Here is a 13,674-nt window from a genome sequence, read left to right on the forward strand (position 1 = left end):
CTTCGGGAGAAGGGGCGCTTCCTCATGCAGCAATGTGTGAGAAGCCGCAGTGAAACGGCCCAGGCGACTGTTTAACAAAAACATATGGCTTTGCCAAATCGAAAGATGATGTATAAGGCCTGACACCTGCCCGGTGCTGGAAGGTTAAGAGGGGATGTTAGTCGTAAGGCGAAGCATTGAATCGAAGCCCCAGTAAACGGCGGCCGTAACTATAACGGTCCTAAGGTAGCGAAATTCCTTGTCGGGTAAGTTCCGACCTGCACGAATGGTGTAACGATCTGGGCGCTGTCTCAGCCATGAGCTCGGTGAAATTGTGGTATCGGTGAAGACGCCGATTACCCGCAACGGGACGGAAAGACCCCATGAACCTTCACTATAGCTTAACATTGGAATTGGGTACAGGATGTGTAGGATAGGTGGGAGATTGTGAAGCGGCCTCGCTAGGGGTCGTGGAATCAACCTTGAAATACCACCCTTTCTGTACTCGGTTTCTAACTCCGCAAAGCGGAGGACATTGTTTGGTGGGTAGTTTGACTGGGGTGGTCGCCTCCAAAAAGGTAACGGAGGCTTTCAAAGGTAAGCTCAGTACGCTTGGTAACCGTACGTGGAGTGCAATAGCATAAGCTTGCTTGACTGTGAGACCGACAAGTCGATCAGGGTCGAAAGACGGATATAGTGATCCGGTGGTTCTGCATGGAAGGGCCATCGCTCAAAGGATAAAAGGTACTCTGGGGATAACAGGCTGATCTCCCCCAAGAGCTCATATCGACGGGGAGGTTTGGCACCTCGATGTCGGCTCGTCACATCCTGGGGCTGGAGAAGGTCCCAAGGGTTGGGCTGTTCGCCCATTAAAGTGGCACGCGAGCTGGGTTCAGAACGTCGCGAGACAGTTCGGTCCCTATCTGTTGTGGGCGTTGGAAGTTTGAGTGGGGCTGACCTTAGTACGAGAGGACCGGGTTGGACTAACCTCTGGTGAATCTGTTATGGCGCCAGCTGTACTGCAGAGTAGCTACGTTGGGAATAGATAAGCGCTGAAAGCATCTAAGCGCGAAACTAGCCACGAGATGAGACTTCCATTGAGGGTCGTTGTAGACTACGACGTTGATAGGCTGTAGGTGTAAAGGTAGAAATACCAAAGCCGAGCAGTACTAATTGCCCGAAGCTTTCTCAAGCAGATAGAACTGTTGTCTTCCTCTTTCTTTTTTTCTTCCAGTACATGTCATTGTTTAGCTGACTCTATTAATGATCAGAGAAACATAATAAAATATTTAGGTGCCTATATCGGCGGTGACCACCTCTTCCCATACCGAACAGAGAAGTTAAGCCCGCCAGAGCCGATGGTACTGCCGTAACAGGTGGGAGAGTAGGTCGGCGCCCAATCTTACAGGAACCCTGTCTCATCGCGAGACAGGGTTTTTTGCGTTCTTAACCTTTTTTTTCAGAACAAGCGGGCTGAAGGCTCAACCCGGCATTAACCAACACTCATAACTCACTTTTTAAAACGCTTTGTGCATCTTACGCTCGTATTGCTTAATATTATTTTATATTTGTTAATCAAATAAAGACTGACTATGAATTTTAAGAAGATATTACCGATTTTAGGTTTAACCCTTATTTCTTTCTTTGCATTTTCACAAGAGTTTAAAGCAGGAAAGCCTAACTGGCAGAATTTAGATCTTAAGGACGACGGTGTTTTTGGTATAAGCACAGAAAAGGCCTATAACAAGCTTCTTAAAAAGAAACCTAATACTATGGTTATTGTAGCCGTCTTAGATGGTGGTGTTCAAGCAGATCATGAAGATTTAAAGGCTGTAATGTGGGTAAATAAGGATGAAATACCAGGTAACGGAATTGATGATGATGGAAATGGATACATTGATGATATTCATGGCTGGAATTATTTGGGGAATGCTGATGGAGAGAATGTTCGATATGATAATCTGGAGATTACGCGACTATTAAGGGATCTTCAACCTAAATATATTTCTGTATTACCATCTACACCTCTTTCTGAGAGTGGAAAGCGCGAGTTTCAAGAATATCAGAAGATGGTAACTGATTACATGAATAGACTTCAAAGAGCCCAAATGGGAGAGCTTAATTACAGAAGTTTGAAGGAGAAGTTAGATAGTATTGTTGTATCTATTGGAAATCAGAATCCATCAAAAGCTGATATTGATCGTTATAAGCCTAAAAATAGGGATGAATCGCGGGCTATCAGAATTGTTAAAGATGCCATGAGTGATGGAATGAGTTTTGAAGCTTTTTACAAAGACTTTATGGAGGGATTTGACTACTATACAAATCAAGTAAAGTATCATCTCAATATGGCTTATGATTCTCGTTACATTGTTGGTGATAATTATGATGATAACAATGATCATAATTATGGAAATTCCGATGTAGAAGGACCTGATGCTGGGCATGGAACACATGTAGCTGGTATTATTGGTGCTGTGCGTGATAACGGATTGGGATTACAAGGTGTTGCAAACAATGTGCAGATAATGGGAGTGAGGATGGTGCCTGACGGAGATGAACGTGATAAGGATATTGCTAATGCAATTCGATATGCAGCTGATAATGGTGCAAAAGTGATCAATATGAGTTTCGGCAAGGGTTATGTTAAAAATAAGCAGATTGTGGATGATGCAGTTAAATATGCGATGGAGAAGGATGTATTATTAGTGCATGCTGCTGGAAATGATGGTGCTAATACAGATAATGCTCCTAATTTTCCAAACCGTCGTTATGTAGACAGTTTGGGTATGAATCAAGGAGAAGGAGAAGCGTGGCTTGAAGTTGGAGCAACCTCTTGGGAGAAAGATAACCTAATTGCTTCGTTCTCTAATTATGGTAAACGTACTGTTGATGTATTCGCTCCTGGTGTTGATATTTATTCATCAATGCCTGGTTCTTCATATAAGGAACAGAGCGGTACAAGTATGGCTTCGCCAGTAGTAGCTGGTTTAGCTGCACTTATTCGTTCATATTTCCCTAAGTTCAGTGCTTTAGAAGTGAAAGATATTATTATGCAATCTGTAGTTAAAACTGACGAGAAGGTTAGAATTAATGAAGGAGGTACTAATAAAAGGGTTCTTTTAAGTGATATAAGTATTAGTGGAGGGGTTGTGAATGCTTATAATGCTATTGAGTTAGCAGAGAAATTATATAAGAATAAGAAATAAATTTATAGGAGGAATGTTTAATTCGTTGATTGGCAATACTAATGTATTGTATGTGACGTTATATATATTCCAAAATATATAATCTTATGCATATGGATGAAACGTCTACTCCTAAGTTAGTGAAATTTAAATCTAAGCAAAAAACCGTATTCATTTCAAAACATGCATGGGTTAATAGTGATGACCCTTTTGAAAAAAGTTTGGCTGATTTATTAGATAAAGAATTGATTAATCCTCGAAAGCAAATTATCGATGAAATTCTGGAATTCTCGAAAAGGAATATGTAATTGACTTTAGAGAATGCGTGCAATATCCTTATCTTTGGTTATGCTTAAAAAAGATAGGTATAAAGCGTTCGTCAATTACTTTTCTGAACATCAGCCTAATGCTGAAACAGAGCTACATTATAACAATCCTTTTCAACTTCTAATAGCTGTTATTCTATCTGCCCAATGTACAGATAAGCGGGTTAACATGGTAACGCCAGCTTTATTTGAGCGATTTCCTAACCCTAGTATATTAGCTGATACCACTCCGGATATCGTATTCGATTATATTAAAAGTATAAGCTATCCTAATAATAAGGCCAAACATCTGGTGGGGATGGCAAAGATGCTGGTAGAAGAATTTGATGGAATTATTCCTAACACTACTGAGGAATTGATGCGTTTACCAGGAGTTGGAAGGAAGACTGCAAACGTAATTGCATCTGTTGTGTTTAACATACCAGCAATGGCTGTAGATACTCATGTATTTAGAGTATCGCGGAGAATCGGACTTACAAATGGGAAGACCGTATTGGCTGTAGAAAAAGATCTGATAAAAAACCTTCCAGAAGATACGATATATATTGCTCATCATTGGTTAATATTACATGGAAGATATATTTGTGTAGCAAGAAAGCCAAAATGTGAGATCTGTCCCCTCACAGCTTTCTGTCGTTATTACGAGAAAAATGTATCTAAAGCAGTTGAAGTATAAATATATTAGCATTATTTCTTATTTCGAAATATTTGTTGTACTTTGGCTAATATTATTAGTAGACCATTTGTTTAAACTATTCGTTATATTATTTTATTAGGTATTGACTATGAATGAGAAGACTGAAAAATTGAAAGCTTTACAGCTTACTTTGGATAAATTAGAAAAATCTTATGGCAAAGGAGCCGTAATGAAATTAGGCGATTCTGTAGTTGAGCCGATTGATTCAATATCGACAGGTTCATTGGGCCTTGATATTGCTTTGGGAATTGGAGGAGTGCCTAAAGGACGTGTGATAGAAATATATGGTCCTGAGTCTTCTGGTAAGACAACTTTAGCAACTCATATTATTGCTGAAGCACAGAAAAAAGGCGGTGTTGCAGCGTTTATTGATGCGGAACATGCTTTTGATAAATACTATGCTAGTAAGTTAGGTGTAGACATTGAGAATCTATTGATTGCTCAGCCTGATAACGGAGAGCAAGCCCTTGAAATAGCTGATAATTTAATTCGCTCAGGAGCAATTGATGTTATTGTTATTGACTCGGTTGCTGCATTGGTCCCAAGAGCAGAGATTGAAGGTGAGATGGGTGATTCAAAAATGGGATTACAAGCCCGATTGATGTCTCAGGCACTGCGGAAATTGACTGGTACCATTGCAAAAACGAATTGCTGCTGTATTTTTATCAATCAATTACGTGAAAAGATTGGTATCATGTTCGGTAATCCTGAAACAACAACAGGAGGTAATGCCTTGAAGTTTTATGCTTCTGTACGGTTGGATATTAGAAGAATATCGCAGATTAAGGATACTGAAGAAGTATCAGGAAATCGGGTTAAAGTAAAGATTGTTAAAAATAAAGTAGCTCCTCCATTTCGTATTGCTGAGTTTGATATTATGTTTGGAGAGGGTATTTCTAAGGTTGGTGAGATTATCGATCTAGGAGTAGACTTTAATATCATTAAGAAGGCTGGTTCATGGTTTAGCTATGGTGATACCAAACTTGGCCAGGGTAGAGATGCTGTTAAGAGACTTTTGTTAGATAATCCGGACCTTATGGATGAACTCGAGAATAAGATCCGTGTAGAAGTTACCGGTGAAAAGCTTGATCAAAAGGTGGAAAAAGAAGAAGATTAATAATCGTTATTAATATAAAAGGCTGCAGATAATTTCTGCAGCCTTTTTTGTCTTAGTCAATTTTATACAATCTGATTATTCCACTTCCATGTAAGTTTCTATTGGTGGACAAGAACATACTAGGGTTCGGTCGCCATAAGAATCATTGACACGGCTTATTGATGGCCAAAATTTATTTGTACGTAAATAAGCTAATGGAAAAGCTGCTGCTTCACGAGAATAAGCATTATCCCACTCCTCTGAGCTAATAGCTTGTACGGTATGAGGAGCATTCTTTAATATATTATTCGTTTTATCAATTTCTCCATTTTCAATTGCTGCAATTTCTTTACGAATAGCTAACAAAGCATCGCAAAAACGGTCAATCTCTGCTTTTGATTCAGATTCCGTTGGTTCAATCATTAGTGTGCCTGCTACAGGGAACGAAACGGTTGGAGCATGGAAACCATAATCCATTAATCGTTTTGCTATATCAGTAACTTCTATACCTGCAGATTTGAATGAACGACAGTCTAATATCATTTCATGGGCACAGGTGCCATTCGCTCCTGAATATAATATAGGGTAATCGTTCTCTAAACGAGCTTTTATATAATTGGCATTTAGTATTGCATATCTGGTTGCATTCGTTAACCCTTCCGGACCCATCATGGCGATGTAAGCATGTGAAATTCCTAAAATTGATGCCGATCCCCAAGGCGCTGATGATACTGCATTTATCGGATGAGACCCTTCAAGTTTTATTACCGAATGTCCTGGTAAGAAATCGACAAGATGTTCTGCTACACCGATAGGGCCCATTCCGGGTCCTCCACCTCCGTGAGGGATGCAGAAGGTTTTATGTAAATTTAAGTGGCATACATCTGCTCCGATAAAGCCCGGGCTAGTTAACCCTACCTGAGCATTCATATTCGCTCCATCCATGTAAACCTGACCACCATTGGCGTGAATAATTTCACACATCTCTATAATAGCTTCCTCGAAAACACCGTGTGTTGATGGATAAGTGACCATTAAACAAGATAAATGATCTTTGTTTTTCTCTGCCTGAGTTTTTAGATCAGATACATCAATATTTCCTCTTTCATCACACTTCACAATAACAATTTTTAATCCTGCCATTGCTGCAGATGCGGGGTTTGTTCCATGAGCAGATGCTGGAATAAGAACAACATTACGTTGACTTTGTCCATTATAGGTATGATAAGCTTTAATAACCATTAAGCCAGCATATTCTCCCTGTGCTCCAGAATTAGGTTGGAAACTCATTCTGCTAAATCCGGTAATCTCACATAACCAATGATTTAATTCATCAAATAATTGCATGTAACCTCCCGTTTGATCAGCAGGAGCAAATGGATGAAGATCACCAAATTCGGTCCATGTTAAAGGAATCATTTCAGTGCTCGCATTCAGCTTCATAGTACATGATCCCAAGGGGATCATAGAATGGCATAACGATAAATCTTTTGCTTCCAGAGACTTTATATAGCGAAGCATTTCATGCTCTGAATGATAAGAATTAAAGATTGGATGAGTTAGAAAGGCTGAATCTCTTTGTAAAGAATCTGGAATACTTGAGCTGAGGTTTTCTGCTAAGCTTTGAATATCTACCTCGTTATTACCCTTTCCTTTTACTTTAGCAAAAACTTTTATTAGGTTTTTAATATCCTCAATGGTTGTTGTTTCATCAATAGAAATTCCAACAGTAGAAGAGCTGTCGTATTTCAGGTTTATTTCCTGGTTAATAGACTCAGCATGGATAGATTCGATTAAATCACCTACTTGTACAGTAATCGTATCAAAGAATGTTTGATTTTCTATTTTGTAGCCTAATTCTGTTAAAGCTTTAACCAATAAGGTGGTAATGCTATGAATCCGATTAGCTATTTTTTTAATTCCCTGAGGGCCATGATAAACGGTATAAAATCCGGCCATGATAGCTAATAGTGCTTGCGCAGTACATATATTAGAAGATGCTTTATCTCGGCGAATGTGTTGTTCCCGCGTCTGTAATGCCATTCTTAGGGCATAATTGTTTGCAGCATCAATAGTAACGCCTACAATACGTCCGGGTATATTTCTTTTATGAGCATCTTTTGTCGCAAAATAAGCTGCATGCGGACCTCCAAAACCCATTGGTATTCCAAAGCGTTGTGTAGAACCTACAACCACATCGGCACCCCATTCTCCTGGCGGAGTTAAAAGAGCCAGGCTCATAATATCAGCTATTACACCTAAAGTCATCCCTTTAGCATGTAGGGCGTCAGCAAAAGTTCTATAGTCAAAAACATCCCCTGAAGCTGCTGGGTATTGAACGATAGCGCCAAATATATTATCGGTCAATTCAATATCTTGATGATTTCCAATTTTTAGTTCAATTCCATATGATTCTGAACGAGTACAAAGAACATCTAATGTTTGTGGAAAGATATTCTCAGAAACAAAAAATGTATTGGCTTCCTTGTTTTTACGTAAATTGTACTGCATAAACATAGCTTCCGCGGCTGCGGTTGCTTCGTCTAATAAAGAGGCATTGGCAATTTCCATCCCGGTTAAATCAATAACAGCTGTTTGGAAATTAAGCAGTGCTTGTAAACGACCTTGTGCAATCTCAGCCTGATAGGGAGTATACTGTGTGTACCAGCCTGGATTTTCCAGTATATTTCGAAGAATTACAGTAGGTGTATTAACATCATAATAGCCTTGTCCGATGTACGATTTGAATACCTTGTTTTTTGAAGCTAATTGCTTCATCTTTTTTAAATACTCCACTTCGCTCAAAGCTGATGGAAGACTTAAAGATTTCTTAAGACGAATGTTTGCAGGAACAGTTTTTTCTATTAGTTGATCTAATGATTCTACATTTACTGTTTGTAACATAGCTGAAAGGTCTGATTTGCGGACAGATATATGCCTCTTTTCAAACTTCTCCTGGAAATTGATATCTATTTTCATTAAGAGAATATTTTTATAATAAATTAGCCCTTGAAAGCTATAAACTGGGATTCATTAATGAGTGCAAAGGTAAGCAAATTAACATGTAATTTTGAAGAAGAAAGCTAGCCAGAGATAGACTTAATATACATAATTTGATAGCAATGACATATGTTTTTGATAGGATAGATATTCCTGAAAAAGAAACCTTATATAAGGAAGCTCCGAAGGCAGAAAAGCTTGGTAAACTGACCAGTAAACAATTAGATATTATATATCAAAATAGATGGTTTCATCTCTTAGTACCGCAAAGTATTGGAGGTGCAGAAATGCCACTTCCTGAATTTGCCGCGATGATGGAGAAGCTAGCTGCGATTGATGGGAGTTTTGCGTGGAATGTGAATTTGGGTGCTGGAGCCAATATGTTCGCAGGTTTTATGGAGCAGAATGTAGCTTCTGAAACTTTTAAAAGCGAGAGAGCCTGTGTCGCAGGTAGTGGTGCAGTTACAGGAACTGCTAAGATAAAAGATGAAGGATATATTATCGATGGAAATTGGAAATATGCAAGTGGTTCGGCACACGCGAATTATTTTTCGCTAAACGCTCAGCTGGTAGATTCTGAAAAAGATGAATATGCTTCTTTTCTTGTTCCAGCCAAAGATGTTAAAGTAATTGATACATGGAAGGTTTTTGGAATGAAAGCCACTTCAAGTTGTGATTTTAGTGTAAGCAATGTTTGGGTATCGAAAAGTTATCGTTTTGATCTTCAAAAACCCTCATCGGCGGTTCAGTCTCCATTGTATCGATTCCCATTTATGTTGTTAGCAGAAATTAATATGTTAGTGATGACAAGTGGGCTCGCTATTCATTTTTATGAGTTAGTAGAAGAGTATGCAAAGGAGAAAATGGTAGGTGAAAAGAATTCGAAGCAAATTCCATTATCAAATCTTCCTAGATTTAAAGAGGATTTAAATAAAGTTTCATCGGCCTTTCTGGAGAATAGAGGGAATGTCTTTGTTCTATTAGACAAACTATGGCAAGAAGTTTGTTCGGATAGACAGATAGCATCAGATTTAAGTGATCAATTTAGTGAGTCTATTGCAGAAGCTGCAAAAGCTACAAGGCAATTAGTAGATACTTTGTATCCTTATTTAGGAATGAAAGTCATCTTTACAGACACGGAAATTAGTCGAGTTTACCGTGATTTTAAAGTTGCTTCTCAGCATGCATTATTATCTCCTAGCCTCCATATTTGACGTTTATTCTTATACCTTTGTTAATCCAGTAATAAAATAATCACTAAAATGAGGAAAGAAAATCAAAAGCAGGATGCCCTTAACTATCATAGTAAGGGAAGGCCTGGGAAAATTGAAGTAATTCCAACAAAACCAACCAACTCTCAGCGTGATCTGTCATTAGCATATTCTCCAGGCGTTGCAGAACCATGTCTAAAGATTGCCGAAAATAAAGACGATGCTTATAAATATACTGCTAAGGGTAATCTGGTAGCTGTAATAAGTAATGGAACTTCGGTTCTTGGTTTGGGTGATATCGGGCCAGATGCTGGTAAGCCAGTAATGGAAGGAAAGGGTTTACTCTTTAAAATTTTTGCTGATATCGATGTGTTCGATCTGGAATTAGACACGAAAAATGTAGATGAGTTTGTAACTATTGTAAAAGCGCTGGAACCTACATTCGGTGGAATCAACTTAGAAGATATAAAAGCGCCGGAATGTTTTGAGATTGAAAGAAGGTTAAAAGAAGTGATGTCTATTCCGGTTATGCACGATGATCAGCACGGAACAGCAATAATTTCTGGTGCAGCATTGATCAACGCCTGTGAGATCCAAAAGAAAAAATTAGAAAAGGCAAAAATCGTTGTCAATGGGGCTGGAGCCGCAGCAGTATCTTGTACAAAAATATATATATCCTTAGGAGCGAAAACGGAGAACATAGTAATGATTGATCGCTCTGGAGTAATTCGGGCCGATCGTTCAAATTTGGAGCCGACAAAGGCTCAGTTCGCAACTACTCGCGATATTCATACATTGGAAGAAGCCATGAAAGATGCTGATGTTTTCATTGGCCTGTCTGCTGCAGATGTAGTTTCTGTGCCCATGTTAAAATCCATGAATAAAAACCCTATTGTTTTTGCAATGGCCAACCCAAAGCCAGAAATTGACTACGAACTAGCGGTTAATACCCGATCAGATATCATCATGGCTACAGGTCGTTCTGATTTTCCTAATCAGGTTAATAATGTTCTTGGTTTTCCATACATTTTTCGCGGAGCTTTGGATGTCCGGGCTACCGGAATTAATGAGGCAATGAAGATTGCAGCAGTCTATGCAATTGCTCAACTAGCCAAGAAGACTGTTCCTGATTCAGTAAATCAGGCTTATGATGATAATAATTTAAAATTCGGAAAAGATTATATTATTCCTAAACCAACAGATCCTCGTTTAATTACCTCTGTTGCGCCAGCAGTTGCGAAGGCTGCAATGGATACTGGTGTTTCTAGAAAACCGATTGAGGATTGGAATGCTTATATCATAGAATTGCGGAGCCGTTTGGGCTTGGATGATCGGATTATCCGAGACTTAACAACCGCTGCTAAAAGTGGACCTAAGCGCGTTGTGTTTACAGAGGCAGATAGTTATAAAATTTTAAAAGCTGCTCAAATTGTTAAGGAAGAAGGAGTTGCTAATCCTATCCTTTTGGGTAATCGTGATAAGATCGCTCGTTTAATTAGAGATAATGCTTTAGATATTGAAGATGTCCTAATTATTGATCCGTTCGAGGAGCAAGAAACAGAACGGTTTGATAAATACGTTCAATTCCTGTTTAAGAAAAGACAAAGAAGAGGAATTACAGAAGCAGGTGCCCGCAAATTAATGCTTGATCGCAATTACTTTGCCGCTTGCATGGTTGAATTTGGTGAAGCAGATACATTGATTTCCGGATTAACCAAAAACTACGTTACAGCTATTCGACCTGCCTTGCAAGTAATTGGAACGCAACCTGGAAGCCGTGTTGCAGGAATGTACATGATGTTAACTAAGAAAGGTCCTGTTTTCTTTGGAGATACAACTATCAATGAAAACCCTTCTGTTGATGAATTGGTTGATATTAGTGTGTTGCTTAATAAAGCTGTTAAGCGATTCAATATTAAGCCTCGTTTAGCAGTTCTATCTTATAGTAACTTTGGTTCAAGTGATGCTGCAATCCCTCTAAAAACCCGTGAAGTAGTTAAGAAGCTTCATGAGGAATATCCAGATATTGTAGTTGATGGTGAGATGCAGGGTAATTTTGCCATTAACAATGAGATGCTTACAGATAACTTCCCATTTAGTGATCTTAAAGGACAGGCGGCTAATACCCTGGTATTTCCGAATCTTGAATCCGGAAATATTGCTTATAAACTCTTACAGGAATTAGGAGATGCAGAAGCCGTCGGACCAATTTTGTTGGGGATGAATAAACCTGTTCATGTTTTGCAATTAGATAGCTCTGTCAGGGAAATTGTAAATATGATTACTATTGCAGTTGTTGATGTTCAATCTCATGAAAAATTGAATTTGAATAATAAAAGTGTTGTGAAATAATTCTTATAATTAGATTATGTATGATTATTTAAGCGGTAAGTTAGTTTATAAAGGGCCAACCTATGTTGTTCTTGATGTTGGGGGAGTAGGTTATCATGTTGTTATTTCTTTAAATACATATGAACAAATTAAAGCTGACGAACATTGTAAGTTATATATTAGCTTTCAGGTAAGGGAAGATTCCCATACATTATATGGTTTTTACGAAGAGGGAGAGAGGAAGCTCTTTTTACATCTTTTATCCGTTTCAGGTATTGGTGCTAATACAGCCCGTATGATTCTGTCGTCCATTACACCTGTTGAAATACAAAGTGCCATTATTCAAGGAAATGTAGATCTTATTCAGCGCATTAAAGGAATTGGACCTAAAAGTGCTCAGCGCATGATCTTGGAACTCCAAGATAAATTGAAAAAAGAAGGCCCAGATACTTTAATTAATGTTCCTAAAAATCAGACTGTATTAGATGAGGCTCTTTCCGCGTTAGTTATGTTAGGCTTTGTTAAAATAAAAGCTGAAAAAGTATTGCAAAATATTTATATGACCGATAATACGATCAACGTAGAGAACTTAATAAAGCAGGCACTAAAAAAGCTATAGTGAGTGTTTATTAATATTTCAGTTAATTGTTAATTGTCGTTTAGAATTATAAATTTGAATAAAAATAGAAGACTATGAATTTTCCAACTGAGTTGAAATACACAAGAGATCACGAATGGATTCGTGTCGAAGGAGATGAAGCTATTATTGGTATCACTGAATTTGCACAAAGCGAATTGGGAGATATTGTTTTTGTTGATATTGATACCGTTGGGAATGAAGTCGATAAAGATGGACTTTTCGGTTCTGTTGAAGCTGTTAAAACAGTATCAGACCTGTTTATGCCTGTAAAAGCTACCGTTCTTTCTATAAACGATCAGTTAGATGCCAGCCCGGAGTTGGTTAATACAGATCCATATGGAGAAGGTTGGATGATACGTGTTAAGTTGGATAATCCAGCAGATGTAGAATCCTTGCTATCGGCAGATGCTTATAAGGAGTTAATTGGTAAATAAGATTCCAATTTATTGGTAGAAATAATTATTAGAGACTCAGCATCATTTTTGCTGCGTCTCTTTTTGTTTTTATAATAGTTTAAAATGAAGCATTATCTCTGGGCCCTTGTTTGGGCAATTCTTGTATTATTTTTAGTATCATATCCGATGCCTGATGTGTCTCACTCACCAGATATCTTTCCTGGCATAGATAAGCTGGTTCATACCGGTTTCTTTTTCGTTTTCACTATTCTTATGTTTTTCGGTTCCATTATGAATACAAAGGAACATACCTTGTTTCATTGGCCAAGTGTTTTGATCTTGGTAACCGGGAGCCTTTTTGCTATTCTAACCGAACTTATTCAGAAATATTTTTTCACCTATAGAAGTTTTGAATATTGGGATATTTTTGCAGATCATGTAGGTATTGCTATGGGATATTTCGCTTATTTGGTCCTTGTGCTTAGTATTAGCAAGATTAAAGGATAATTGTTACATAGTTATTGTTTTTGTTACTTGTAATGAGTCTAAATAATTGTATTTTTGGAAACAATTAAAAACTATGAAACTATCAGATTTGAAAATTGGCCAGCATGGCATAATTAAGGAATTTACTGATTTAGCATTATCGGTTAAATTGATGGAGATGGGTTGCTTACCAGGAGAATCTGTTTGTCTTGAGCGTATAGCTCCATTGGGAGACCCAATTGCTATTAAAGTTTCTGGTTACCAGTTGAGCTTACGTAAGGAGGAAGCTTCAAAGGTTATTTTGCATATCTAAAACTTATATGAC

The 13,674-nt window shown here is 38.1% G+C and carries 11 protein-coding genes and 2 rRNA genes (1 of these 13 only partly in view); 12 read left to right on the plus strand and 1 reads right to left on the minus strand.

Translation table 11 applies throughout. The annotated features are described in order from the left end of the window. The 6 genes from C8N28_RS09335 to recA form a co-directional block, all read left to right on the plus strand. Window positions 1-1,171 (plus strand): 23S ribosomal RNA (locus C8N28_RS09335) (it extends 1,729 nt beyond the left edge of the window). A 97-nt stretch (window positions 1,172-1,268) separates the two neighbouring features. Then, a 5S ribosomal RNA gene (gene rrf, locus C8N28_RS09340) occupies window positions 1,269-1,380 on the plus strand. A 191-nt stretch (window positions 1,381-1,571) separates the two neighbouring features. Next, window positions 1,572-3,188, plus strand: a complete 1,617-nt coding sequence (locus C8N28_RS09345) for a S8 family peptidase (RefSeq protein ID WP_132224160.1) — start codon at window positions 1,572-1,574, stop codon at window positions 3,186-3,188. A 92-nt stretch (window positions 3,189-3,280) separates the two neighbouring features. Beyond that, on the plus strand, window positions 3,281-3,475 hold the full coding sequence (locus tag C8N28_RS09350) for a hypothetical protein (RefSeq protein WP_132224162.1): 195 nt from the start codon (window positions 3,281-3,283) through the stop codon (window positions 3,473-3,475). A gap of 40 nt (window positions 3,476-3,515) precedes the next feature. Next, complete coding sequence (nth, locus tag C8N28_RS09355) at window positions 3,516-4,169, plus strand: endonuclease III (RefSeq protein ID WP_132224958.1); 654 nt, start codon at window positions 3,516-3,518, stop codon at window positions 4,167-4,169. Window positions 4,170-4,278: 109 nt separating this feature from the next. After that, a complete protein-coding gene (gene recA / locus C8N28_RS09360) occupies window positions 4,279-5,307 on the plus strand; it encodes a recombinase RecA (RefSeq protein ID WP_132224164.1) in 1,029 nt (342 codons plus the stop codon). Window positions 5,308-5,382: 75 nt separating this feature from the next. Here recA and gcvP read toward each other — a convergent pair whose 3' ends face one another. Further along, window positions 5,383-8,265 carry an aminomethyl-transferring glycine dehydrogenase gene (gene gcvP, locus C8N28_RS09365; protein WP_132224166.1) on the minus strand — a complete coding sequence of 961 codons (2,883 nt, stop codon included), beginning with the start codon at window positions 8,263-8,265 and terminating at the stop codon, window positions 5,383-5,385. 143 nt (window positions 8,266-8,408) lie between these two features. Here gcvP and C8N28_RS09370 point away from each other — a divergent pair, with 143 nt between their 5' ends. From C8N28_RS09370 to C8N28_RS09395, 6 genes are all read left to right on the plus strand, one after another. Continuing rightward, window positions 8,409-9,500, plus strand: coding sequence for an acyl-CoA dehydrogenase family protein (locus C8N28_RS09370; RefSeq protein WP_132224168.1), 1,092 nt, complete (start codon window positions 8,409-8,411; stop codon window positions 9,498-9,500). 48 nt (window positions 9,501-9,548) lie between these two features. After that, window positions 9,549-11,849, plus strand: a complete 2,301-nt coding sequence (locus C8N28_RS09375) for an NADP-dependent malic enzyme (RefSeq protein WP_132224170.1) — start codon at window positions 9,549-9,551, stop codon at window positions 11,847-11,849. Between the two features lie 16 nt (window positions 11,850-11,865). After that, a complete protein-coding gene (ruvA, locus tag C8N28_RS09380; protein ID WP_132224172.1) occupies window positions 11,866-12,447 on the plus strand; it encodes a Holliday junction branch migration protein RuvA in 582 nt (193 codons plus the stop codon). Window positions 12,448-12,521: 74 nt separating this feature from the next. Beyond that, window positions 12,522-12,902 (plus strand): glycine cleavage system protein GcvH, encoded by a 381-nt coding sequence (gene gcvH, locus C8N28_RS09385; RefSeq protein WP_132224174.1) that lies wholly within the window; start codon window positions 12,522-12,524, stop codon window positions 12,900-12,902. 84 nt (window positions 12,903-12,986) lie between these two features. Further along, entirely contained in the window at window positions 12,987-13,370 is a 384-nt protein-coding gene (locus tag C8N28_RS09390; RefSeq protein WP_132224176.1) for a VanZ family protein, read from the plus strand. A gap of 73 nt (window positions 13,371-13,443) precedes the next feature. Further along, entirely contained in the window at window positions 13,444-13,662 is a 219-nt protein-coding gene (locus C8N28_RS09395) for a FeoA family protein (RefSeq protein ID WP_132224178.1), read from the plus strand. The last annotated feature ends 12 nt before the right edge of the window (window positions 13,663-13,674 follow it).

Origin of the sequence: Albibacterium bauzanense (assembly GCF_004339765.1) — a bacterium.
Taxonomy (GTDB): domain Bacteria; phylum Bacteroidota; class Bacteroidia; order Sphingobacteriales; family Sphingobacteriaceae; genus Albibacterium; species Albibacterium bauzanense.

Coding starts and splice junctions, on each gene's coding strand:
- C8N28_RS09345 (WP_132224160.1), top strand. CDS start 1,572: ATGAATTTTAAGAAGATATTACCGATTTTAGGTTTAACCCTTATTTCT.
- C8N28_RS09350 (WP_132224162.1), top strand. CDS start 3,281: ATGGATGAAACGTCTACTCCTAAGTTAGTGAAATTTAAATCTAAGCAA.
- nth (WP_132224958.1), top strand. CDS start 3,516: ATGCTTAAAAAAGATAGGTATAAAGCGTTCGTCAATTACTTTTCTGAA.
- recA (WP_132224164.1), top strand. CDS start 4,279: ATGAATGAGAAGACTGAAAAATTGAAAGCTTTACAGCTTACTTTGGAT.
- gcvP (WP_132224166.1), bottom strand. CDS start 8,265: ATGAAAATAGATATCAATTTCCAGGAGAAGTTTGAAAAGAGGCATATA.
- C8N28_RS09370 (WP_132224168.1), top strand. CDS start 8,409: ATGACATATGTTTTTGATAGGATAGATATTCCTGAAAAAGAAACCTTA.
- C8N28_RS09375 (WP_132224170.1), top strand. CDS start 9,549: ATGAGGAAAGAAAATCAAAAGCAGGATGCCCTTAACTATCATAGTAAG.
- ruvA (WP_132224172.1), top strand. CDS start 11,866: ATGTATGATTATTTAAGCGGTAAGTTAGTTTATAAAGGGCCAACCTAT.
- gcvH (WP_132224174.1), top strand. CDS start 12,522: ATGAATTTTCCAACTGAGTTGAAATACACAAGAGATCACGAATGGATT.
- C8N28_RS09390 (WP_132224176.1), top strand. CDS start 12,987: ATGAAGCATTATCTCTGGGCCCTTGTTTGGGCAATTCTTGTATTATTT.
- C8N28_RS09395 (WP_132224178.1), top strand. CDS start 13,444: ATGAAACTATCAGATTTGAAAATTGGCCAGCATGGCATAATTAAGGAA.